Source organism: Caulobacter sp. SSI4214, from assembly GCF_012184455.1.
GTDB lineage: Bacteria > Pseudomonadota > Alphaproteobacteria > Caulobacterales > Caulobacteraceae > Caulobacter > Caulobacter vibrioides_E.
Genome location: NZ_SZWJ01000032.1, coordinates 25,594 through 47,708, shown reverse-complemented (window position 1 = coordinate 47,708; position 22,115 = coordinate 25,594). Strand labels below are relative to the sequence as shown.

15 protein-coding genes are annotated in these 22,115 nt (G+C 66.3%); 7 read left to right on the top strand and 8 right to left on the bottom strand.

The annotated features are described in order from the left end of the window. The first annotated feature begins 155 nt into the window (after window positions 1-155). Window positions 156-1,163 (top strand): glycosyltransferase family 4 protein, encoded by a 1,008-nt coding sequence (locus tag FCU40_RS11615; protein ID WP_168075054.1) that lies wholly within the window; start codon window positions 156-158, stop codon window positions 1,161-1,163. Here FCU40_RS11615 and FCU40_RS11610 read toward each other — a convergent pair. Then, entirely contained in the window at window positions 1,160-1,774 is a 615-nt protein-coding gene (locus FCU40_RS11610; RefSeq protein WP_241693595.1) for a WcaF family extracellular polysaccharide biosynthesis acetyltransferase, read from the bottom strand. The genes FCU40_RS11615 and FCU40_RS11610 overlap by 4 nt on opposite strands. Before the next feature lie 8 nt (window positions 1,775-1,782). Beyond that, window positions 1,783-3,093 (bottom strand): WcaI family glycosyltransferase, encoded by a 1,311-nt coding sequence (locus tag FCU40_RS11605; protein ID WP_168075057.1) that lies wholly within the window; start codon window positions 3,091-3,093, stop codon window positions 1,783-1,785. A gap of 712 nt (window positions 3,094-3,805) precedes the next feature. On the opposite strand from FCU40_RS11605, the gene FCU40_RS11600 reads away from it, so the two are divergent. The 4 genes from FCU40_RS11600 to FCU40_RS11585 all read left to right on the top strand — a co-directional run bounded on the left by FCU40_RS11600 (window position 3,806) and on the right by FCU40_RS11585 (window position 9,082). Continuing rightward, window positions 3,806-5,251 (top strand): ATP-binding protein, encoded by a 1,446-nt coding sequence (locus FCU40_RS11600; protein WP_168075052.1) that lies wholly within the window; start codon window positions 3,806-3,808, stop codon window positions 5,249-5,251. Then, complete coding sequence (locus FCU40_RS11595) at window positions 5,248-5,949, top strand: response regulator transcription factor (RefSeq protein WP_168075050.1); 702 nt, start codon at window positions 5,248-5,250, stop codon at window positions 5,947-5,949. Before FCU40_RS11600 ends, FCU40_RS11595 begins: the two co-directional genes overlap by 4 nt. Before the next feature lie 420 nt (window positions 5,950-6,369). Next, a complete protein-coding gene (locus tag FCU40_RS11590; protein WP_168075048.1) occupies window positions 6,370-7,881 on the top strand; it encodes a DUF1800 domain-containing protein in 1,512 nt (503 codons plus the stop codon). 10 nt (window positions 7,882-7,891) lie between these two features. Next, window positions 7,892-9,082: a DUF1501 domain-containing protein gene (locus FCU40_RS11585; RefSeq protein WP_168075046.1), complete on the top strand. Its 1,191-nt coding sequence runs from the start codon at window positions 7,892-7,894 to the stop codon at window positions 9,080-9,082. A 9-nt stretch (window positions 9,083-9,091) separates the two neighbouring features. Here the strand turns inward: FCU40_RS11585 and FCU40_RS11580 are convergent, their stop codons facing one another. The 6 genes from FCU40_RS11580 to FCU40_RS11555 all read right to left on the bottom strand — a co-directional run bounded on the left by FCU40_RS11580 (window position 9,092) and on the right by FCU40_RS11555 (window position 21,023). Next, a complete protein-coding gene (locus FCU40_RS11580) occupies window positions 9,092-9,808 on the bottom strand; it encodes a DUF6445 family protein (protein ID WP_168075044.1) in 717 nt (238 codons plus the stop codon). Then, window positions 9,805-11,397, bottom strand: a complete 1,593-nt coding sequence (locus FCU40_RS11575; RefSeq protein ID WP_168075042.1) for a tryptophan halogenase family protein — start codon at window positions 11,395-11,397, stop codon at window positions 9,805-9,807. Before FCU40_RS11575 ends, FCU40_RS11580 begins: the two co-directional genes overlap by 4 nt. 31 nt (window positions 11,398-11,428) lie before the next feature. Beyond that, a complete protein-coding gene (gene nagE, locus FCU40_RS11570; protein ID WP_168075056.1) occupies window positions 11,429-13,222 on the bottom strand; it encodes an N-acetylglucosamine-specific PTS transporter subunit IIBC in 1,794 nt (597 codons plus the stop codon). A gap of 23 nt (window positions 13,223-13,245) precedes the next feature. Next, the gene (gene ptsP, locus FCU40_RS11565; protein WP_168075041.1) at window positions 13,246-15,759 is read right to left on the bottom strand and encodes a phosphoenolpyruvate--protein phosphotransferase; all 2,514 of its coding nucleotides are present in this window, start codon (window positions 15,757-15,759) and stop codon (window positions 13,246-13,248) included. A 13-nt stretch (window positions 15,760-15,772) separates the two neighbouring features. Next, window positions 15,773-18,061, bottom strand: a complete 2,289-nt coding sequence (locus FCU40_RS11560) for a family 20 glycosylhydrolase (RefSeq protein WP_168075040.1) — start codon at window positions 18,059-18,061, stop codon at window positions 15,773-15,775. A gap of 247 nt (window positions 18,062-18,308) precedes the next feature. Next, a complete protein-coding gene (locus tag FCU40_RS11555) occupies window positions 18,309-21,023 on the bottom strand; it encodes a TonB-dependent receptor (protein WP_241693594.1) in 2,715 nt (904 codons plus the stop codon). Window positions 21,024-21,207: 184 nt separating this feature from the next. On the opposite strand from FCU40_RS11555, the gene FCU40_RS11550 reads away from it, so the two are divergent. Together FCU40_RS11550 and FCU40_RS11545 are read left to right on the top strand one after the other, a co-directional pair. Next, complete coding sequence (locus tag FCU40_RS11550; protein WP_106404392.1) at window positions 21,208-21,276, top strand: hypothetical protein; 69 nt, start codon at window positions 21,208-21,210, stop codon at window positions 21,274-21,276. 64 nt (window positions 21,277-21,340) lie between these two features. Further along, window positions 21,341-22,084, top strand: a complete 744-nt coding sequence (locus tag FCU40_RS11545; protein ID WP_004621673.1) for a GntR family transcriptional regulator — start codon at window positions 21,341-21,343, stop codon at window positions 22,082-22,084. Window positions 22,085-22,115: the final 31 nt, after the last annotated feature.

Below are 22,115 nucleotides of genomic sequence, written 5' to 3'. Positions count from 1 at the left end.
TACTAATGCGATGAGAAATGCTCGGATTAAAGCCTTCCTAGCAGGTCTGGGTATGTCGCGTTTCGCGGATTGAACGCATGCCCGTCAGAGCTCATGTCCTCGCAGCGGTTCAACTCCCGCCACCTATTACGGGGTTGTCCGCTGTCAACGTTCGCATGGTCCGCGAACTCGACGCGGCGGGTCTGCTTTTCGCATCAGTGGATTTGTCCCCCCCGCGAGACTGGCCGGCAGTCCTCAAGCCGATCGGACGCTTCGGTAAGACTCTCGCCATCGCCCTACGCCTTGCCCTGGTACGCTTAAGGGGGGTCCACACCCTATATATGCCGTGCGACGGCGCTTCAGGCTTAGCTTTCAACGTACTGCTGGCGGCTTTCGCACGCGTTCTCGGCTACAGCCTTTGGACTCATCATCATAGCTTCGCCTATCTCAATCAGCGCTCGGCGCTCATGGCTGCGTTCCTCAGGTTTTCCCCGAAGGAGACGACCCACCTCCTGCTTTGCGATCGCATGGAGTCGCTCCTGCTAGAACGTTATCCGTCGGAATGGCCGGCCAGTAACGCGAAGGCGATAGTTCTCTCCAACGCCTTTATGGCGGACGCGACCGGTGCAGCGCCGACGACAAATGGCGAACTCGTGCTAGGGCATCTATCGAACCTAACCGAAGATAAGGGTGCTCTTCGTTTTCTCGATTTATTTGCCCGGCTCCGCAGACAAGGCCTAGCGGTTCAAGCCAAGCTCGCCGGCCCGGCTCACGAGCCCAGGGTGAAGGCTGCGATCGAAGCGACCAAGTCGGAGTTTCCCGACACATTTAACTGGCTCGGCCCAGTCTATGGGTCCGAAAAGGACGCCTTCTACGAGGAGGTGGACATTTTCGTCTTTCCTAGTAGCTACACCAACGAAGCCCAGCCTTTGGTTCTTCTGGAGGCTCTGGCGAGGGGGGCAGCGATCATCACCACTGATCGCGGATGCATGGGATGCGATCATGAGGGATCGCCCGGCGTGGTGTTTGCCGAGGCCGATTTCGACGCCGGCGCTCAGCGCTGGATCGAGGAATTGGCCGCCGACTTCGATCGGGCTCAACTGAGCGGGGAAGCGAAGAAGCGCTTTGTCAGCTTGAAGCGAGAAGCCGAACAAGCGCTCGCCGCTGTGCTCAATACGATCTAGCGTGAGGCCCTCAAGCCGCGCTCACTGACCTTTCTAGCAGGGTCACCAACATAGATACCCATCGGCTCAGTATCGGCTGTCACGACCGCGCGGGCCCCCACGACAGATCCCCGACCGATCGTCACCCCTGGATGTACAAACGCACCGGCCGCCACCCAGGCCTCGTCGTCGACGGTGATCGTCTTGGCGAAGATGTCAAAGCCGATCGCCCGGAGATCGTGCGAACCCGTGCACAAATAGGCGTACTGCGAAACAACAGCATTTCGCCCAATCACGATGGGCCCAAGGCAGTAGATCTCAGCGAAATCACCGATCCAGCTGTGATCGCCGACGGTCAGCTTCCAGGGATAGACGATCCTGGCCGTCGGCCTGACGAGTACGCCTTCGCCAATCTGAGCGCCGAACAGCTTGAGTAAAAGCCGGCGCCAGCCGTAGAGGAACTGCGGTGAGGTACGGAAGAGGGTTGCCTGCACGATCCACCAGAGCTGCACGACCACCGCCGACCGGCCGCGAAACCCTGGCGGCGTCTTGAACTTCGTCAAGTCTTGAACTGCCCCTTCAGGCAAGCTTTCAATCTGCATGTCTTCCAGCCTCGAAACCGTCGGCGTCATGCGTCGAACTACAGGGAATGTGCGCGGGCCGCGCTCGCCACCAGGGTTTGGTCGCTAAGAACTTCGCGCGCGCTTGCCTCAAAACGGTCGATGACGCTCGACATACGCCATGCGTCTTCAGCCCTGCGGCGAGCGGCGGCCCCGAGTTCAAGGCGCAGCTCGCTGTCTTGAGCAAGAATTGTTACCGCATGCGCCATGGCCTCGCTGTCGCCTGGCGGGACGATGAGACCACAGCCTTCGACCTCGATCGCCAGCCCAGTCCCCGCATCCGCCATGGCGACAACCGGACGCCCCGAGGCCAGCATGCCCGTCAACTTTGACGGCAACACCAGATCCGCCGCTTCCGCGCGCTGCGGAAGGAGGTGGATGTCGGCCGTAGCCAGCAGTTCCGGCAACTTCTCGATCGGCTGCAGGTCCATGAAGCGGACATTGTTCCGCTCGGAGCAGGCAGCTTCCAACATCCCCTTTAGCGGGCCCTGTCCGCACAGCAACAGCGTAACCTTCGTCGATTGCGCCTCAAGTCGCGCCGCCATATCGGCCAAGGCTTCCAGACCCTGCTTGCCCGCCATATTGCCCGAATAGAGCGCGACGGCGTGGTCAGCCGGTATATTAAGCGCCTCTCGATAGGAGGTGTTGCTGCTCGGCCAAGCGGTGACGGTGTCGATATCCACCCAGTTGCGAATTTCCAGCGCCGCTTCGTCCTTCACGCCCTTGCGGAGCAGAAGGCGGCGCATGCTGGCGGAAATCGTCGAAACCCGATCGAAGCCCAAAAGAAGAGTGCGCTCGAGACGCTCAGCCCATCGACGCGCGCGCTCCCCTTTCAACATGCCTAGCTCAAAGGCGGCGTCGACCTCGAAGTCTTGAATATGCAGCCACGACCGGGCGCCCGACAGCTTGGCCGCGATCAAGGCAGCCGGCGCGGACATAAAAGACGGCGCTACAGTCAGCACGATGTCAGGTCGCTTGGTCAGAGCGCACCACACCGCCGCTGGAAGCGACGTTGCGGCGAAGGACAGGTGATGTAGGAGCCGGGTCAGGCCGCCAGGGTTCTTCGGAACATAGAGCGGCGCACGGATTAGCCGAATGCCGTTAAGCGTCTCAGCGCGCCAGGCACCGCGATAGGCCGCCGGCACCTCCCAGGCGGGATAGTACGGCGGCGCGGTCACAACAGTCACCTCGTGGCCTCGCCGCGCCAATTCCTCGCACAGCTCGGTCGTATATTTCGGAATGCCGATGAAATCGGGAGCGTAGTTGAGCCCTATAACCAACAGCTTCAAAGGCTGATCTGGCATAGGTGCGTTCGCGCGGAGCTCTTGCATCAAAGCAGCTTCGTCCAATGCTGTTGTTAAATAGCAACCGTTGCGCGCAATTTCTGGAAACCTGTAAATGTTGCGCACATCCATATCCACGGATGCCCTCAGGCAACCACAGTCAATTCCGGAATCGCGCTAAATCTAGGCTAATGCGACCGCTAGTCTGCGGAAAGCATACCGTATCGGACAAATATCGCCACGATCGCCAGACCCAAAGCAATCGAAACAGAAATCCAAATGACTTTCCGAATCTTAGCTTGCTGACGGAGTTTAGCCCGGGTGGAGCTTTTTTTTTGCCGTAGTCGCCGACGTTTGGGCTCTTCAACCATTAGATCTAAGTACCCCCACCTAAGCCACGCGATCGGTAGCAAACCTGATTGAGCGAAACACCACGAACTCTCTTTCGCTAGGTATTAGCGTTTTGGAAGCGCGTCGTCAGCGTTCAAAGCCAATTTCAACCACAGACCTTAAAGATCTGCGGCACCTATGCCAAAGCTCCGCTCCCAGACGCGCAGAACCAAGGCGCTCGCGAAGATAGCCGATGATCGCTAAGGAATGCCGGCTGCTTGAAGCAGTTGGAGCAAATACGGCGTCATCCATAGCGGCTCTCGATGACTGAATTCATTGCTCCCAATTTCGATTGGGGTAATCAGTCTAAAGGCTCGAGCTCAGATCAGCAGCTTCCCATCCGCAAACTCGGCGGTTCCCGAGAGTGAAAATGCCGATAGCGCACACTGAAAAATCCGCCTCTCGATTTCAACTGCGGCCTTACGGCATAGCAATACTATTCGTTCTGGTAGGCTTTGGCGTTTCCGAAGCACTGTTTCGCTTGTTTGACACCGCTCGCGTTTCAATGGTGTTCCTGGCGAGCGTCCTGGTTACTGCGGTTACCCAAGGAGCTTATCCAGCGTTCTTCTCGGCCATATTGGCCTTCGCCATTTACAACTTCTACCTCGTCGAGCCACGCTTTACCTTCAGCTTAGCATCTCCAGAAGACGTTCTGACGCTGCTGATGTTTTTGGCAGTCGCCCTTCTTACAGGAGGTATCGCCGGCCGGCTGCGCGACGAGGCTGAACGGAACAGGCTGCGAGCCCGAGCAACGAGCGCGCTTTTCGAGGCCAGCCGCCAATTGTCGTCTGCAGACGATGAGGCGGCAGTTCGCCAGCTGGTGGTCGAGCACATGGCCGCCGCGGCCAAGGGCGAAGCCACCATGATTGATCAATCGCGGGTCTGGAGCTTCCCGCCGACGCCGAGTCTTTCCGCACCGGCCTCATCCGATTTCGCTCGGGACGGCTGGCGAGTTCGGGACGTGATCGCCGACGGAACGCACTTGGGCATTGCTGCTTGGCGCGAAACCGAGCCTGGCCCGGACGCTGACAGCGAACGCCTGATCCACGTCCTCATCGACCTTGGCGCAGCAGCGATCCTGCGCGCCCGGCTGGCCGTCGAACGGTCTGAGGTCGCCGCTGCGGTGCGTACGGAACAGCTACGAAACGCCCTGCTCTCCTCGATCTCGCACGATCTGCGCACGCCGCTGGCAGCGATCCTGGCCTCGGCCAGCAGCCTCAAGGCGTTCGGTGGCCAATTTCCCGCCGAAGTGCGTGAGGACCTGGCCACCACGATCGAGGAAGAGGCCGAGCGCCTGAATCGGTTCGTCGCCAACTTGCTCAGCATGACCAAGTTGGAATCAAACGCCCTGGTGCTCGAGACGCAGACCTTCGCCGCCGCCGAGGTCGCAAACCGAGCCGCCGACCATGTCGGCCGTCTCGGCTATATCGTCGAGCGCGAGCTCGAAGGCAGCGCCATGATCGATGGCGACCCCATTCTGCTCGATCAAGCCCTCAGCAACGTCTTGGAGAACGCCGCCCGCTATGGCCGCGAGGGCGGCACCATTGTTGTCAGCGTGCGCGAAACGACCACGTCGGTGCTGATCGAGGTCGCCGACTGCGGACCTGGCGTTCCCGAGACCGACCAGGATCGCATTTTCGAGAAGTTCTATCGTTCGCCCGGCTCGGCCGGCGCAAGTCAGGGTACGGGTCTGGGCCTCTCTATCGCCCGCGGCCTCGTCGAAGCCATGGGCGGATCGATTGGCGCTGCCGATCGTGTTGACGGTAAGAGCGGTCTCGTCGTCAGGATCAGCTTTCCGAGGAAGACGATCGCATGATTCAATCTGGCGCCCAAATCCTGCTGGTCGACGATGAACCCCAGTTGGTGCGGGCGCTGACCCCGGCGCTGGGTGCTGCGGGTTACGGCGTCGCCACGGCTGACAGTGGCCAGGCAGCCCTAGCGCATCTGGCGGCCGAAGGCTGTGACGCGGTCATTCTTGACCTCGGCTTGCCCGATCTCGACGGCAAGGCTGTCATTGGCCGTATCCGCGAATGGTCCGAGGTGCCGATCGTCGTGCTGTCGGCGCGCGACATCGAGCAAGAGAAAATAGCCGCCCTGGACCTGGGCGCCGACGACTTCATCAACAAGCCCTTCGGCGTGGGCGAACTTCTGGCGCGCCTACGGGCGGCGATGCGAGGCCGTGACCGCCGCTTCTCGGCCCGCGCGCACTTCAAGTCCGGCGAACTCGAGATCAATTTCGCTGATCGCCGCGTCGTGGTGCAGGGCCAGGAGATCCGGCTGACGCCACGTGAATACGACCTTCTACGCAGCCTAGCGCGCTATGCCGGTCGGGTCGTGACCCACCGGCAGCTGATGGCCGCCGTTTGGGGGCCAGACGCCGAGGTCGACGCCCAGTTCGTGCGGGTACTGGTCGGACAGGTGCGTCAGAAGATCGAAGAAGAACCTTCCGCACCAAAGTTGCTGCTTACGGAACCAGGTCTGGGCTACAGGCTGACGCCCGAGGACGAAGGCTGAAGCGCGCGCCCAGGCTTTGGCCTCCTACTGAGCCGCGCACAGCTCGACACCAAAGCTTCTGAACAGACCTCCCAGTTCAGCCAGAGGCGTCCTGGCCGCAAAGGCCGTCTTCGCTTGCAGGGCTTTGGACACATCGTCGTAACGGCAAGGGTCGAACCAGCTCGCGACCCAAGCCACGCTCTTTTTGGCGTATCGCGGCGTCACGCAGCGGCTTCGGCGCGGCTGTCGCGCCCGCTGAAGGAGGACTTTCCACCGCGACAGGCATCTACGCCTCGAATTTCGCGGCGAAGAGTCAGTTCGCCAGCCCTTGAGGCGACGGAATCAGATCCCTTGGCCGTTGATCCTCTCGACCCCTAGCCTTGGTTTCGCCATGCGCGAGGCCAAGGCTAGAGCAGCGTAAGGACGAGACTGGAGCCCGCCATGATCGCTGGTCGAACGCAACTGGTTCTGGCAGCCGCGCTGATCGCCGGGAGCGCGCCGGGAGGAGCATTCGCCGCCTCGGCGCAGGACGTCGCCCCGCTCGTGGACCGCGTCACCTGGGGCGACACCTCGCAAAGCGTGGCCGAGGCCGAGCGGCTGGGGCCGGAGCGCTGGCTCAAGCAGCAACTGCATCCGTCCGCCCAGGCCGTCCTGCCCGCGCCCGTGCAGGCGCAGATCGACGCCCTGCGGATCTCGACGACGCCGGTGGCCAAACTGGTCGTCGACATGGACGCCCAGGGCAAGGCGGCCGGCAAGCTGCAGGACCCGACCGAACGCCAGGCCGCGCAGTCGGCCTATCAGAAGGCGATGTACGACCTGCGCCAGCAGGCGGCGTCGCGGTCGCTGCTGCGCGACCTCTATTCCCCGAACCAACTGCAGGAGCAGATGACCTGGTTCTGGTTCAACCACTTCAACGTCCAGGCCGACAAGCGCGACATCCGCGCCATGGTCGGCGACTACGAAGACCAGGCCATCCGCCCCCACGCGCTGGGCAAGTTCAAGGACCTGCTGAAGGCCGCCGACCTGCATCCGGCCATGCTGCGCTATCTGGACAACGACCAGAACGCGGTCGGCCACATCAACGAAAACTACGCCCGCGAGATCCTCGAACTGCACACCATGGGCGTCGGCTCGGGCTACAGCCAGCAGGACGTCGAGCAGATGGCGCGGGTGCTGACCGGCGTCGGCGTCAGCCTCAATCCCGATCCGCCCAAGCTGAAGCCCCAGCAGCAGGGGTTCTATGTCCGGCGCGGCCTGATGGAGTTTAACCCGGCCCGCCACGACTTCGGCGAGAAGGTTGTTCTGGGGCGCAAGATCTCCGGAACCGGCCTCTCCGAATTCGAGTCCACCCTCGACGCCCTGGCTCGCCAGCCGGCCACGGCCAAGCACATCTCGACCAAGCTGGCCCTCTATTTCATCGGCGACGCGCCGCCCGCGCTGGTCGACAAGATGAGCGCCACCTTCCTGCGCAGCGACGGCGACATCGCCGAGACGCTCAACACGCTCTTCCATTCCGACGCCTTCAGGGCCTCGCTCGGCAAGAAGGTCAAGGACCCGGTCCACTATGTCGTTTCGGCGGTCCGCCTGGCCTATGACGGCCGCCCGATCGCCAATACCGGCCCGATGCGCGGCTGGATCGACCGGCTGGGCCAGAGCCTCTACGGCCGCGAGACGCCGGACGGCTATCCGCTGGAGGACACGGCCTGGTCCGGCCCTGGCCAACTGACGGCGATGTTCGAGCTGGCCCGGCAGATCGGCTCCGGTTCATCGGGCCTGTTCAAGCCCGACGGCGGCGAGGACCAGCCGGCCTTCCCGCAGTTGCAGAACGCGCTCTACTACGCGCGGACGAAAGACCACCTCAGTCCCCAGACCCAGACCGCCCTGGCCCAGGCCAAGTCCTCGGCCGAGTGGAACACCTTCTTCCTGTCTTCCCCCGAGTTCCTGCATCGATGAGGCCGCCGCCATGCGTCGACGTGATTTCCTGACCGCCACTCTTGGCCTCTCGGCCGCCGCCGTCACAGGCCAGGCCTGGAGCGCCCCAGCGACCGATCAGCGCTTCCTCGTGATCTTCCTGCGGGGCGGCTATGACGCCGTCAACGTGGTGATCCCGACCTACAGCGACTTCTACTACCAGAGCCGCCCGACCATCGCGATCGCCCGGCCCGATCCGGCCAATCCGAACGCGGCCCTGCCGCTCGACAACGACTGGAGCCTGCATCCGGCGCTGAAGGACAGCATCTATCCGCTGTGGCAGAAGAAGCAGATCGCCTTCGTGCCGTTCGCCGGCACGGACGACATGACTCGCAGCCACTTCGAGACCCAGGACACGATCGAGCTGGGCCAGCTGGTCGCCGGCCCGCGCGACTACCGCTCCGGCTTCATGGCGCGCCTGGCCGGTCAGCTCTCCGGATCGCGTCCGATCGCCTTCACCTCTCAGCCGCCCCTGACCTTCCACGGCCAGACCGCCGTGCCGAACATCTCCGTGGCCAGCGTCAACAAGCCCGGCGTCGATGACCGCCAGGCCCGGCTGATCGAGCAGATGTACAAGGGCCAGGCCCTGCAGGCGGCCGTGGACGAGGGCTTCGCCGTTCGGGACAAGGCCTACTCGGCGCTCGCCGGCGAGATGATCGCCGCCAACCGAAACGCGGTCTCGCCCAGCGGCTTCGAACTGGCCGCCCGCCGCGTCGCCCGCCTGATGAAGACCGACTACAACCTGGCCTTCATGGACGTCGGCGGCTGGGACACCCACGTCAACCAGGGCGGCGCGACGGGCGTCCTGGCCGACCGGATCGGCCAGCTGGGCCGGGGCTTGGCGGGCCTGGCCGACGAGATGGGGCCGGATGTGTGGTCCAAGACCACCGTCGTGGTGCTCTCGGAGTTTGGCCGGACCTTCAAGGAGAACGGCGACAAGGGCACCGACCATGGTCACGGCAGCGTCTATTGGGTGCTGGGCGGTTCGGTCCGAGGCGGCCGGATGGCGGGCGATCAGGTCAGGCTGGCGGCCGATACGCTTAACGACCGGCGCGACCTGCGCGTGCTCTCCAGCTATCGGAGCATCTGCGCGGACCTGGTCTCCCGACGCTTCGGCCTGACCCAGGCCAATATCGATCGGGTCTTCCCGGGCGAGACGCTTCGCAGCTTCAGCCTGACCTGATCCGCGCGTTCAGGCGGTCTCGTAGCGATAGAAGGTGTTCACGGTCAGCCGCCCCCAGCGCGGGTCGAGCGAGACGGGCGCGTCGGGCAGGATGCCCGCGTGCAACAGGCGGCTGGGATAGACCACGATCCGGTCGAAGGCCGCCTCCACCGCGCCGATCCTTTCGAACAGCGCTCCGGAGTCGCGGATATAGCCCGGCGGGATGGGCCCAGCATCGATCTGGCGGCGCAAGGTCGTGAAGAAGGCCTGGGACCGTTCGGGGTCGACAACGTCCAGACCGGTCTCGCGATGGCGATAGAAGGCCGTGCCGCCGTGATCGGGCCCGCACAGATAATGCAGGATCGCCAGCTGGTTCGGTTCCGGCGTGTCGATGTGCGGCAGGCGCTGGGCGGGGCTGGCCTGGCCGGCCGGCAAGGTGGCCATCGACAGCGCGCAGCTGACCCCGGCACGCCCCCCGGGCGGGACCCCGAACGTCTCGGCCAGGTAGGGCCGCAAGGTCCGCACCAAGGCTTGGACATAGGCGACCGGCGCCGGGGCGCGCACGCCGGGATAGAAGTTGGCCGCCGGCTTGACCGGCGCCAGGACGGCGGTCTCGGCGGCGTGATCGACGAGCGCCTGGCCGCCGCTCAGCAATCCGTCCAGGATCAGGATCGGGGTCCGGGCGGCGCCGACCTCCAGGCGCTCGACATGGGGATCTTGGCGCGGCGCGAAGACGAGCTCGCTCACCGTTGCACGGTCTCGCCAACCTCGGCCAGGGCCGGGGTCGGCGCCGGGCTTGAGAAGCCTCGGCCGTGGACCGCGTTCAGCAGCAGCCGATGATCGGGCAAGCTGGCGGCGGCGCGCTTGCCCGCCTCCTGAACGCGGGCGAAGTCGGCGCGGGCCAGGGCGACATGGTCGTGCGCGGCCGGATCGACCTGGGTCGGATAGCCCATGCCATAGAGAATGTACTGGTAATTGAAGTACTTGAAGCTCTCGTGCAGGTTCGGGAAGTCGAACATGTTCGGCGGCCGGTGCTTCCACATCTCCAGATGATCCCGCAGGGTTTCGGGGATCGAGCCGGGGTCGCGGTTGTCCGTCCAGAACGCGTTGTCGGCCCGCTGGCTGATGCAGTAGTGCAGCTTGATGAAGTCGATGGCCCGTAGGTAGCGATCGGTCATGGCCTGGTTGAACTGCCGGGCGGCGGCCTCGAAACCGCCATGACGCGGCAGGTTGCGGGCCAGCATGTAGGCGGCGGCCTCGATCAGCACGATGCCGGTCGATTCCAGAGGCTCCAGAAAGCCGCCCGACAGACCCACGGCCACGCAGTTCTTGATCCAGTGCCGGGCGCGGTGGCCCACCTTCAGTTTCAGCAGGCGCGGCGTCAGGCCATCCCCCGCCCTGCCGACATAGCCGCGTAGAATCTCCTCCGCGCGATCCTCGCTGGTGTGACGGCTTGAGAAGACATAGCCGGTGCCGCGTCGCTCCGGCAGGCCGATGTCCCAGGTCCAGCCCGCCTCGTGAGCGGTGGAGATCGTCGTGGTCGCCACGGGCGCGTCGGGCCGGTCATAGGGAACCTGCATGGCGAGAGCCCGGTCGACGAACAGAGTGTCGCTCTTGTCGATCCATTCGCCGCCCATGGCCTTGCCGATCAGCGCGCCGGCGAAGCCCGTACAGTCGATATAGAGGTCGGCGGTCAGCTCGCCGTGCTCGGCCGTCGCGATCGAGGCGATGGCGCCGTCCTTAGCCTTGTTCACGGCGGTCACATTGCCCAGCAGGTGCTTGACGCCGGTCAGCTTGCCGACGTCGCGCAGCAGGTTCGCCAGCTTCCCCGCGTCGAAATGGTAGGCATAGGCCATCGGCCCACCGTACTGCGGATCGTCCAGCCGCTTGGGCGCGCGGCCGGCGTCGCAGACCTTGTCCTGCAGGGTGACGGCGTCGGAAAAGGGAATGTCGCCCGCCGCCCCCAACAGCCAGTAGGGCGCCAGATCCAGGCCCCCGTTCAACAGCCGCGGACTGGCGAACGGATGGTAATAGTGGCTATGGACGCCGTCCTTCGGCGCGGTCTTCCAGTCGACGAAACGAATGCCCTGCTTGAAGGTCGCCCCGGCCCCGCGCATGAACTGGGCCTCGTCGATCCCGATCGTGCGCAAGGTGTTCTGGATGGTCGGGAACGTGCCCTCGCCCACCCCGATGATGCCGATCTCGCTGGACTCGATCAGGGTGATCCGCACCCCATCCGGCCGAAGACTGCCCAGCCGCCGGGCCAGATAGGCGGCGGTCAGCCAGCCGGCCGTGCCGCCGCCCACGATCAGAATGTCGTCGATCGGCTTGTTCACGAGACCTTCCCTTTCAGCGACGCGTCGGCGGTCAGGCTGGAAGCCGGCGGCGAACCGCCGCGCCGATCCGCTCGGCCTTCGGCCCTAGAACCACGTGGACCACCTTGTCGCCGATCCGGACGACGCCGCGCGCGCCCAGGGCCTTCAGGGCCGGCTCGCTGACGGCGCCCCGGTCGGCCACCACCAGGCGCAGACGGCTTGAGCAGGCGCCGACGCTCTTGAGGTTCGCCGCCCCGCCCAGGGCGCCCAGCAGCGCCTCGGCCTCGCGATCGTCTTCGGCCGAGGGCGTCGCCGACGGCGCGGCCTTGACCGGAGCGGACGTCATCGCCGGGACGGGCGCCGCCCCCATCGCCGCGCGGATCTCGCCGGCCACGGTGTCGGCGATCGGCCCCAGCACGACCTGCAGCACTTTGTCGGACGGCCGGACGACGCCGCGCGCGCCCAGGGCCTTCAGAGCCCCTTCGCTCGCCGCGCCCTGGTCGACGACGATGAGGCGCAGCCGCGTCGTGCAAGCGTCGACGCTACTCAGGTTGTCCGCGCCGCCCAGGGCGGCCAGGAAGTCGGCCCCGCGCCCGCCGCCGGTGACGACGGTCTCGACGGCGACAGCCTCCTCGTCCTCGCGGCCGGGGGTCTTGAGGTTGAAACGCTGAATGGCGAACCGGAAGACGCCATAATAGATCGCGCCATAGACCAGACCCACCGGGATCAGCAGCAACGGCCGGGTGGCCTTGCTGAAATTCAGCACATAGTCGAACAGGCCCGCCGAGAAGCCGAAGCCCAGCTTCACGCCCAGCATGTCCATCAGCGCCATGGCCAGACCCGTCAGCACCGCGTGGATCGCGTAGAGCGCCGGGGCCAGGAACATGAAGGTGAATTCGATCGGCTCGGTCACGCCGGTCAGGAACGAGGTCAGGGCCAGCGACGCCAACATGCCCGCCACGGCCTTGCGGCGTTCCGGCCGGGCGGTGTGCAGCATGGCCAGGCACGCGGCGGGCAGGCCGAACATCATCACCGGGAAGAAGCCGCTCATGAACGCGCCGGCGGTTTTGTCGCCGGCCGCGAAGCGATTGAGATCGCCGGTCACGCCGTTGAAATCGCCCAGGATGAACCAGACCACGTTGTTGAGGATATGGTGCAGGCCCGTGACGATCAGCAGGCGGTTCATCAGGCCATAGACGAACAGGCCAAGGTCGCCCGAGGCCGTGACCAGTCCGCTGAGGCCATCGACGCCGGCTTCCAGCGATCGCCAGCTGAAGCCGAACACCAGGGCCAGCAGCACCCCGGCCAGGCCAGCCACGATCGGCACGAAGCGCCGTCCGCCGAAGAAGGCGAGATATTCGGGCAGCTTGACGTTGCTGTAACGGTTATAGAGCCAGCCGCTGATGACACCCGACAGAATGCCGACCGGGATCGAGAGCTTGCCGATCTCCTTGGCCTTCCAGGCCGCCGCCGCCAGGTCCTTGGCGCTGGCGACCACCTTGGCCGCAGCCTCGGGCGGAACGACCATCAGGGCGTCGACGCCCTTGGTGGCGATGACATAGCAGACGACGCCGGCGAGGCCCGCCGCGCCATGGTTCTCGCGCGCCAGACCGACGGCCACGCCGATGGCGAAGATCAGGCCCAGGCTTCCGAAGATCGCGCCGCCGGCCGCGCCGAACGTGTTGGCGACGGTCAGCGACAGGCCGTGCGTGGCGGCGGCCAGGCCCGGCGCGCCCAGAAGATCGGTCTGGCCGATGCGCAGCAGCAGGGCCGCCATGGGCAGCACCGCGATCGGCAGCATCAGGGCCCGGCCCAGCGGCTGGAGGATCTCGAGCGGAGACTTCATCTTCATGATGCGGATCCCGGCCTCTACAGGGCCTTGGCGAGGTCGCGGACGGCCTCGGGCGTGGTCTGGTCAAGCGCCCGTCGCGCCAAGTCGCGGCAAGCGTCGAGCGAGAGGTCCCGGACGCGGGCCTTCACCTCCGGCGCGATCGACGCCGTGGTCGACAGCTCGGTGACGCCCAGGCCCAGCAGGATCGGCGTGGCGACGACGTCGGAGGCCAAACCGCCGCAGACGCCGACCCAGCGACGATGCCGCGCCGCGCCCTTGCAGGTCAGGTCGATCATCCGCAACACCGCCGGATGCAGCGCGTCGATCCGCGCCGCCAGCTCGGGATTGCCTCGGTCCATGGCCAGCACGTACTGGGTCAGATCGTTGGTGCCCACCGACAGGAAATCGGCCTCGGCGGCGATCAGGTCGGCGGTGACGGCGGCGGCCGGCGTCTCGATCATCACGCCCAGCTCGATCGTCTCGACCACGCCCAGCTCGCGCTTGGCCTCGTCCAGCACGGCGCGGACGGCGCGCAGCTCGTCCAGGCTGGCGACCATCGGAACCATGATCCGGCACTGGCCCAGGGGGGCGACGCGCAGGATGGCGCGGAGCTGGGTCTTCAGGAGATGCGGCCGCCACAGGCTGACGCGAACGCCGCGCAGTCCCAGGGCCGGGTTCTCCTCGGCCGGGATCGGCAGGTACGGCGCGGCCTTGTCGCCGCCGACGTCCAGGGTGCGGATGATCAGCGGCCTGCCGTCCAGGGCCGAGGCGACGGCCTGGTACTGGCGGGCCTGCTCGTCCTCGTCCGGCGGGGTCTCGCGATCGAGGAACAGGAACTCGGTGCGCAACAGGCCCGAGCCCTCGGCTCCATTGGCCACGGCGGCCTCGGCGTCCTTGACCGAGCCGGTATTGGCGAACACCTCGATGCGAACGCCGTCCTTTGTCACGCAGGGCTGGTGCGCGGCGGCCTTGGCGGCGGCCTTGCGCTGCTGCCTCTGGGCGAGCGTGGTCTGCGCGGCTTCGAGGGCCGGCGCGTCCGGCGCCACGCGCAGGGTCCCGCCATCGGCGTCGAGGATCAGGGTCGCGCCGTCCTCGACGCCCAGCACGGCTCCACCCACGGCGACCAGGGCCGGAACGCCCATGGCGGCGGCCAGGATGGCCACGTGCGAGGTCGGGCCGCCGCGCGCGGTGGCGAAGCCGGCCACGGCGCCGGGATCCACCCCCATCAGCTGCGAGGGCAAAAGTTCGTCGGCCAGCAGGATCGCGCCGGGCGGCAACACCGCGCCCTCGTCCTCCTCGCCGCTGAGGGCGCGCAGCACCTGGCGCTCCAGATCGATGAGGTCGTCGACGCGCTCGGCCAGACGGCGGTCGCCCAGGCCGCGCAGGGCCTCGACATAGCCGCCCACGGCCTTGCGCCAGGCGTGGCCGGCGCTCTTGCCCTGACCGATCAGCCGGCGGGCCCCGGCGGCCAGTTCGGGATCCTCCAGAAAGGCCAGGTGCGCGCCGAGGATGGCCTTGCGCGCCTTGTCGCCGCCGCGCCCATCGTCCTGGGCGGCGGCCATCTCGATGCGGGTCCGAACCTTGGCGAGGGCGGCGGCCAGGGCCGCCTCCTCCTCGGCGACGCCTTCGCCTTGCTCGCGCACGACGATGTCGGCGGCGGCCAGGCGCACGGCCTTGCCGATGGCCAGACCCGGCGCGGCCATCACGCCCTTCAGCACGCCGTCGCGTGGCGGTTCGACCGGTCCGACCGGCTCGGAGACCGCGCCGGCCGAGGTCTTGGCCGGAACCGGCCCGCCCTCGCCCATGCCGCCTTCGATCAGCGCGGCGACGGCCTGGACCGCGGCCCCGGCGTCCGGGCCCGAGGCCACGACCTGGACGGTGTCGCCGTGGCGGATGGCCAGGGACATGACGGCGACCGGGCTCTTGGCGCTGGCTCGGCGGTTGACGGCGGCCAGCGCGACCTCGGCCGTGAAGTCGCGGGCCGTCTCGGCGATGCGGGCGGCGGGACGCGCATGAATGCCGTGGACCAGGGGAACGATCACCTCGCGCGAGACCTCGTCGGCCTCGACCACGCTGGACGCGGCCGTCTCGCCAAGCGGCGCCAGCTCCATCAGGAAGTCGCCGACGCCGATCTCGCGATCCTGGTCGCGGCGCACGATGGTGAAAGCGTCGAGATTGGTCACCACCACCGGCGTGATCAGACTGCGCGCCTTCTGGGCCAGAAGGTCGAGATCGAAGGCCAGCAGCTTGTCGCCGGCCTTCACGGCCTGGCCTTCCTTGACGAAGACGGTGAAGCCCGCGCCGTTCAGGGCCACGGTCTCCAGGCCCACATGCATCAGGATCTCGGCCCCGTTGGCGGCGCGCAAGGTCACGGCGTGGCGCGCGCGATGCACCGTGACCACCGTCGCGTCGCACGGGGCGTGCAGGGTCGAGTCCAGCGGATCGATCGCCAGGCCGTCGCCCAACATGCGCTCGGCGAACACCGCGTCCGGCGTCTCGTCGAGCGGCGCGATCCAGCCCTTCAGCGGCGCGGAAAGAACAAGGTTGGACACAGGCGGCGCTCTTCTAGTTCTGGGACGCTGCCGACGGCTTCACGGTCACGCTGTCGATCACCCAGAAGGGATCGACGCTCTTGGCGGTGAAGGTCAGGCAGAGATCGGTCTTGCCGGGACGGGCCGGCAGGCGGCCCGTGATGGTCGAGAGGCCGGGGTCGCGAGCGGCCTTGCCCAGCGGAATGGCGGCCAGACGTTCGCCCGCGCAGCCGGCGCGGATTTCCAGCTCGCCGTCGGGGGTCGCGGGCGCGCGGAGAGGGATCCGGTCGCGATCGGCGCCGACCTGGAAGTTGAACGGGATCTGGCCGACGCGGGCGGTGATCAGCGCGCCCTTGTCCAGGCGGGCGCCCTCCCAGATCCAGCAGGGATTGAGGATGTCGACCTGGAAGCGGGCGCGCTTGTCGAAAGCGCGCGGGGCGTCGTCGATCATCTTGATCGGCACCTTGTCGGTGCAGCTTTTCAGCTGGCCGCTGACCCGGGTCTGGAGCGCGATCGGATCGACGGTCACCGTCCGTTCGCGGCCCAGCGGCTTGCCGACGACGAAGGTGCGAGCCTTGACCACCGCGCCCTTGGGCGGAGCGATGGGCGCGGCGTAGACCGCCGAGGCCGCCGTCGGCGCCTTGCCGTCGGTCGTGTAGCGGACCTCGCCGACGCCCAGCGGATTGGCCAGGGCCAGCTGGACCGCGCCGCCTTCGGCTTGGCTCAGCGCCGTCAGCGGCTCGAACGGCACGGTGTCCGCGCTGACGCCGAGGATCTTCAGCCGCACCATCTCGGCGGGCAGGCGTTGGGCGAAGTCGTCCCAACTGGCGCCTGCGTCGGGCGTCCAGCCGCGCTCGGCCAGGGCGATGGCGCGCGGGAAGACCATTTCTTCCAAGACCTTGTCGGTCTGCATATGCTCGGTCCAGGCGTTGGCCTGGACGCCCAGGATGTGCTTGCGCTCGTCCGGGCTCAGCTGGGCCGGCCCCGGATCGAAGGCGTAGACGTCCTTCAGGCTGATCACCTTGCCCCGACCGGTCGGCTCGTCGGGCGAGACGCTCTGGCGATTGTCGAGATAGAGGGTCGGGTGCGGGGACAGCACCGTGTCATGGCCCTGCTTGGCCGCGGCGATGGCGCCGTCGACGCCCCGCCAGGACATCACGGTCGCGTTCGGCGCCAGACCGCCTTCCAGGATCTCGTCCCAGCCCACCAGGCGGCGGCCGCGCTTCTCCAGCGACCGGCCCACGCGCTGGATGAACCAGCTTTGCAGCGCGTGCTCGTCGGCGACGCCCAACGCTTTCATGCGGGTCTGGATCTTCGGATTGGCCTTCCACTGATCCTTGACCGCCTCGTCGCCGCCGACATGGATGAAGGTCGAGGGGAAGATGTCCATCACCTCGTTCAAGACGTCGTCGAGGAAGGCGAAGGTGGACTCGTCGATGTTGTAGACCCAGGGAAAGACGCCCCAGTCGCCCATATGCCGGGCGTCCGGCGCGGCCGAGCCCAGCTGGGGATAGGCCACGATCGACGCCAGGGCGTGGCCGGGCGTCTCGATCTCCGGCACGATGGTGACGTTGCGCGCGGTGGCGTAGGCGACCAGCTCGCGCGCCTGGTCCTGGGTGTAGAAGCCGCCGTACTTGGGATAGGCGCGCGCGGCGCCCGGATCGACGCGCCAGGCGCCGACCTGTGTCAGCTTCGGGTACTTCTTGATCTCCAGCCGCCAACCCTGGTCGTCGACCAGATGCCAGTGGAAGGTGTTGAGCTTGTGGGCCGCCATCACGTCGATGATCGCCTTGAGCGTCTCCAGCGACTGGATATGGCGGGCGCTGTCGACCAGCAGCCCGCGCCAGGCGAAGCGCGGGGCGTCCTCGATCGACGCGGCCGGCAGGGCGACCGCGCCCTTGGCCTCGTCCGGCGTGGCCAGCTGCCATACCGACATGGCGCCATAGAACAGTCCCGCGCGCTGGGCCGCCGCGATGGTCACGCCCGTCGGCGCGATGTCGAGCCTGTAGGCCTCGCCGGTCGGTCCTTGGCGCGTGAAGACGATGGCGGCCTCGCCCGCCTTGGGCGCGCCCTCGACGACGAGCGGTCTGAAGCCTCGCGAGCGCTGGACAAGGTCAGCGAGTTGCGACGCCACGCCCTTGGCCTCGCGATCACCCTGGGCGACGTGAATGCGGGTGGCAGCGGAAAGTTGGAAGGCCCCCTCGGCGCGAACCGCCTTGGCGGGCGCGGGGGTCAGGGTGAGGCCCAAGCTCTCGCGAGCCTGGACCCCGGACGCGGCGGCCAGGACGATCGCCGAGAGAGCGGCGGTGCGGAGCGGGGTCATGATCACGCGGCCTCGCGGGAAATCGGCGACTGTAACGGCGTCACAAAAAAAGCGGGCGGGACAACCAGGCTGCCCCGCCCCAGCTCCAGGCTTGCGGTCAGGAGGGGATCTGTCGCGGTCGGCGCGGTCGAGGCGGGTCATCGGCTGATCCTGAACCAAGCCGCGCGCGATGCAAATTCATGCGCTTCCCAAAGAAGGGTCCGGGACCTCCGCCGAGGCGGGCGAAGGTCCCGGCGCGCCGGGAGGATTAGAACTTGAAGCGGACGCCGCCGAAGAAGGCCCGGCCGTTCTTGTAGAGACGGGCCGGACGGTTCGGGTCGTTGTCGTAGTAATCGGTCTGCTTCTCGTCGGTCAGGTTGGTCGCGTCGAAGTTCAGCGAGACGTTCTGGGTCACGTTGACGCTGACCGAGGCGTCCAGCGACTTCAGCGAGTCCGACCACAGCTGGCGGTAGCCGCGCTCGGCGTCGTAGTCGACGAAGAACTTGGACCGGTAGTTGTAGGACAGGCGCGCGCTGACGCGGTCGTTTTCATAGTAACCGCTGACGTTGAAGGTGTGCTTCGAGGTCGACGGCACCGGCACGTTGCTGCTCGAGCTGGCGTCGGTATAGGCATAGTTGGCCAGCACGCCGAAGCCATAGGCCAGAGGCATCTGGAAGTTGACCTCGACGCCCTTGGTCTCGCCGCCCGACACGTTCACCGGACGCCCGACGCTGTAGTTACACGAGTAGAGGCCGGCGCTCTGGGCCACGCAGTTGTTGGCCGCGTTGAGCACGCGCGGGTCGGTCGCCGAGGCCTGCAGCGGCAGGCGTTCGACCGTCGCGCCCTGGACGATGTAGGTCGAGATGTCCTTGTAGAAGAAGTCGACCGCCAGGATGGCTTGCGGCTTGAAGTACCACTCCAGCGAGGCGTCGTACTGGTTGGCGCGGTACGGATCGAGCTTGGGGTTGCCGCCGGTGGCGGTCAGCAGCGACTCGGTCAGCGAGGTGAAGCCGGCCATCTGAGCGTAGTCAGGACGCGCCATCACGCGACCGGCGGCCAGACGCAGCACCACGTCGTCCTTGACGTCGAACGAGAAGTTCGCCGACGGCAGGATGTCGGTGTACTTCTTCGTCCCGGTGGTCTGGACCATCAGGCCGAAGGGATTGTTGATCGCGCCCGGCGTGCCCGCCGAGACGCCGACGCGCCAGGCGGTGGTCTCGATCTTGGTCTGCACGACGCGGACGCCGACATTGCCGCGCCAGTTGTCGCCCTTCAGATTGCCCATGGCGTAGCCGCCGAAGGTCTTTTCGTTGAAGGTGAAGCTTTCCAGCGGACCGAAGTGGTCGCAATTGACCAGGCCGATACAGCCGCCGACATTGGGATTGTTCGGGTCATAGACCGTCGCCGCGCCCATGCCCTTGTAGATGGCCTCGATCTTGTTCTTGTCGGCCGTCAGGTACGAGCTGAGGACGCCCGCGGTCTTGATGCCGTCCAGATAGTCGCCCGGCGTAACGCCGCCGGCCACATCGGCCAGGGTGCAGGGGTGGCCGTTGCAGGCGGTGGCGCCGAACAGGGCGCGGCGCTGGCCATAGGTCTGGGTCACGTCGCGATCGTGGTCGGTGTACTTCAGGCCGAACGCGATCGACTTGAAGGCGCCGGCGTCCACGAAGCGCTCGCCGTCGACGAAGGTGTAGAACTCGTCGTCGGTGTTGACCGTCGTATTGGCCGAGGCCCAGCCCAGCGGCATCGTATCGCTGGCGGTCGTCGGATTGATGTTGGTGAACGACACCTTCGGCACGCCGCCCGAGAGGTCATAGCTCAGGCCGGTCGGGGCGTTGGTTTCCCAGAACGGCTGCAGGTCGGTGGCGCCCTTGGCCTTGGTGTAGCCGACGCGGCCGTGAAGCTTCCAATCGTCGTTGGGACGATAGACGCCGTCGAAGTCGATCGAGCCCACATTGGTATGGGCCAGGCGGTCGATGGCGTCGAACACCACGCCGTTGCCGCCGACCGCGTTGAAGTTGCCGGCCACGGCGGTGCCGTTGTCGGCCTTGGTCACGTTGAACTGCGAGCCGGGCGTGCCCAGGGCGCCGATCTTCTGGCTGACCCAGGCCATGTAGTTCTGATTGAAGTTGTCGGCGTCCATCTTGGAATAGAGGCCGGTGACGTTGATATCGATCTTGTCGTTGGGCGAATACTGGACGCCGAAGTTCAGACCCTTGCGCTCGCGGGTCTGGGTGAACAGCGACGAGCCGATCAGGCTGGGCGCGATCAAGGTCTGGCCGGCCGGGATGCCGGTGATGTTGCTTCCGGTCCCCAAGGCGTTGCTGACCGGCTGATAGCCCAGCACCTCGATGCCGTCGCGACGGATGCGACGCTTGTCATAGATACCGCCGACCAGAACGCCGAACGTCTTGTCGGCGTTGTGCCAGCTGAGCATGGCCGAGGCGGTCGGGTCGGTATTGCCCGACTTTTCGTCATGGAAGGCCTGGATCGAACCCGAGACGCTGAGCGGCGCCAGGTCCAGCGGGTTGCGCGTGTGGACATTGACCGTGCCGCCGACGCCGCCTTCGTCGATATTGGCGACCGGGCTCTTGAAGACCTCGACCTTGCCGACGATTTCCGACGGCAGCATCAGATAGTTGAAGCTGCGGCTGGCCTTCAGCTGGTCGAGAATGAACCAGTCGGCCGTGGCGACCGAGTGACCGTTCAACAGGGTGCGGTTCAGGGTGGGCGCGGCGCCGCGGATCGAGATTCGCTCGCCTTCGCCGAACTCGCGCTGGATGGTCACGCCCGGGACGCGCTGCAGCGATTCCGCGACGTTCTTGTCCGGGAACTTGCCGATATCTTCAGCGGTGATGACGTCGATGACGGCGTCGGCGTTACGCTTGGCCTGAACCGAGGCCTGCAACGAGGCGCGAATGCCGGTGACGACGACTTCATCGACCGTGTTGGCCTTATCCTGGGCCATTGCCGGCGCGGCCATGACCACCGCCAGCGCGGAGGCCGACGTAGACAGAAGGATTTTGTGGAATGCGTTCATAACTCGGCTTCTCCCCATTTTTTGCCGGGCCATCGAGCCCGGAGCCGAACCCCTAAAGCCCAATTTGATACCAATTTTCCGGGAGGTTCCGCAGAAAGTGGCGCTTCTCAGGCCTCGGGAGGGAACTGTGACGGAAATTTTTCGGATGACAAGGCCAAAAAGAAACCAATTGCAGACCATGTTCTTATTGGTATGAAAATGGTCATATGCTATCGACGAGAGCGCGCGGCGCCGAGGATTTGCGCGGGGAGGATCGAAGGGTGACGTTCGCGGACCGGATTGGAAGGCTCGACGCCGCCGGCGATCACGCGCCGCTCTACAAGCAACTGCAGCGCGCTCTGCGCGAGGCGATCCAGAAGAAGGTGCTGTCGCCCGACGACGCCCTTCCCGCGGAGCGCGACCTGGCCGACGAGTTCAAGATCTCGCGCATCACCGTGCGCAAGGCGCTGGACGGCCTGGTCAGCGAAGGCCTGCTGACCCGCCGCCAGGGCGCGGGCACCTTCGTCGCCGCCCGGGTCGAGAAGAGCTTTTCGAAGCTCTCGTCCTTCACCGAGGACATGATCTCGCGCGGCCGCGTGCCGCGTAGCGAATGGATCAGTCGCGCCGAGGGCCAGGTGACTCCCGAGGAGTCGCTGACCCTGGGCCTGTCGCCCGGCACCCCGGTCTATCGCTTCGCCCGGATCCGCTATGCCGATGGGGCGCCGATGGCCGTCGAGTACACCACCATCGCCGCCTTCGCCCTGCCCTCGACCGAGGTGGTCGGCACCTCGCTGTACGAGGCGCTGGAGACGACCGGGCACCGGCCCGTGCGCGCCTTGCAGCGGCTGCGGGCCGTGCTGTTCCAGGCCGAACAGGCCGACCTGCTGGGCGTTCCCGTCAAGGACGCGGGCCTGCTGATCGAGCGACGCGGCTTCCTGCGGGACGGCCGGGCCGTGGAGGTCACGCAATCCTATTACCGCGGCGACGCCTACGACTTCGTGGCGGAACTGAATTCCCTGTCCTGAGACCGTCGGCGCGCCGTTCGCGCCGAAGCGT

Bases quoted from the DNA above. Each gene is read 5' to 3' on its own strand.
- FCU40_RS11560 (WP_168075040.1), bottom strand. From the start codon at position 18,061: ATGACCCCGCTCCGCACCGCCGCTCTCTCGGCGATCGTCCTGGCCGCC.
- FCU40_RS11585 (WP_168075046.1), top strand. From the start codon at position 7,892: ATGCGTCGACGTGATTTCCTGACCGCCACTCTTGGCCTCTCGGCCGCC.
- FCU40_RS11605 (WP_168075057.1), bottom strand. From the start codon at position 3,093: ATGCAAGAGCTCCGCGCGAACGCACCTATGCCAGATCAGCCTTTGAAG.
- FCU40_RS11600 (WP_168075052.1), top strand. From the start codon at position 3,806: ATGCCGATAGCGCACACTGAAAAATCCGCCTCTCGATTTCAACTGCGG.
- FCU40_RS11610 (WP_241693595.1), bottom strand. From the start codon at position 1,774: ATGACGCCGACGGTTTCGAGGCTGGAAGACATGCAGATTGAAAGCTTG.
- FCU40_RS11615 (WP_168075054.1), top strand. From the start codon at position 156: ATGGTCCGCGAACTCGACGCGGCGGGTCTGCTTTTCGCATCAGTGGAT.
- FCU40_RS11595 (WP_168075050.1), top strand. From the start codon at position 5,248: ATGATTCAATCTGGCGCCCAAATCCTGCTGGTCGACGATGAACCCCAG.
- FCU40_RS11555 (WP_241693594.1), bottom strand. From the start codon at position 21,023: ATGGCCGCGCCGGCAATGGCCCAGGATAAGGCCAACACGGTCGATGAA.
- nagE (WP_168075056.1), bottom strand. From the start codon at position 13,222: ATGAAGTCTCCGCTCGAGATCCTCCAGCCGCTGGGCCGGGCCCTGATG.
- FCU40_RS11590 (WP_168075048.1), top strand. From the start codon at position 6,370: ATGATCGCTGGTCGAACGCAACTGGTTCTGGCAGCCGCGCTGATCGCC.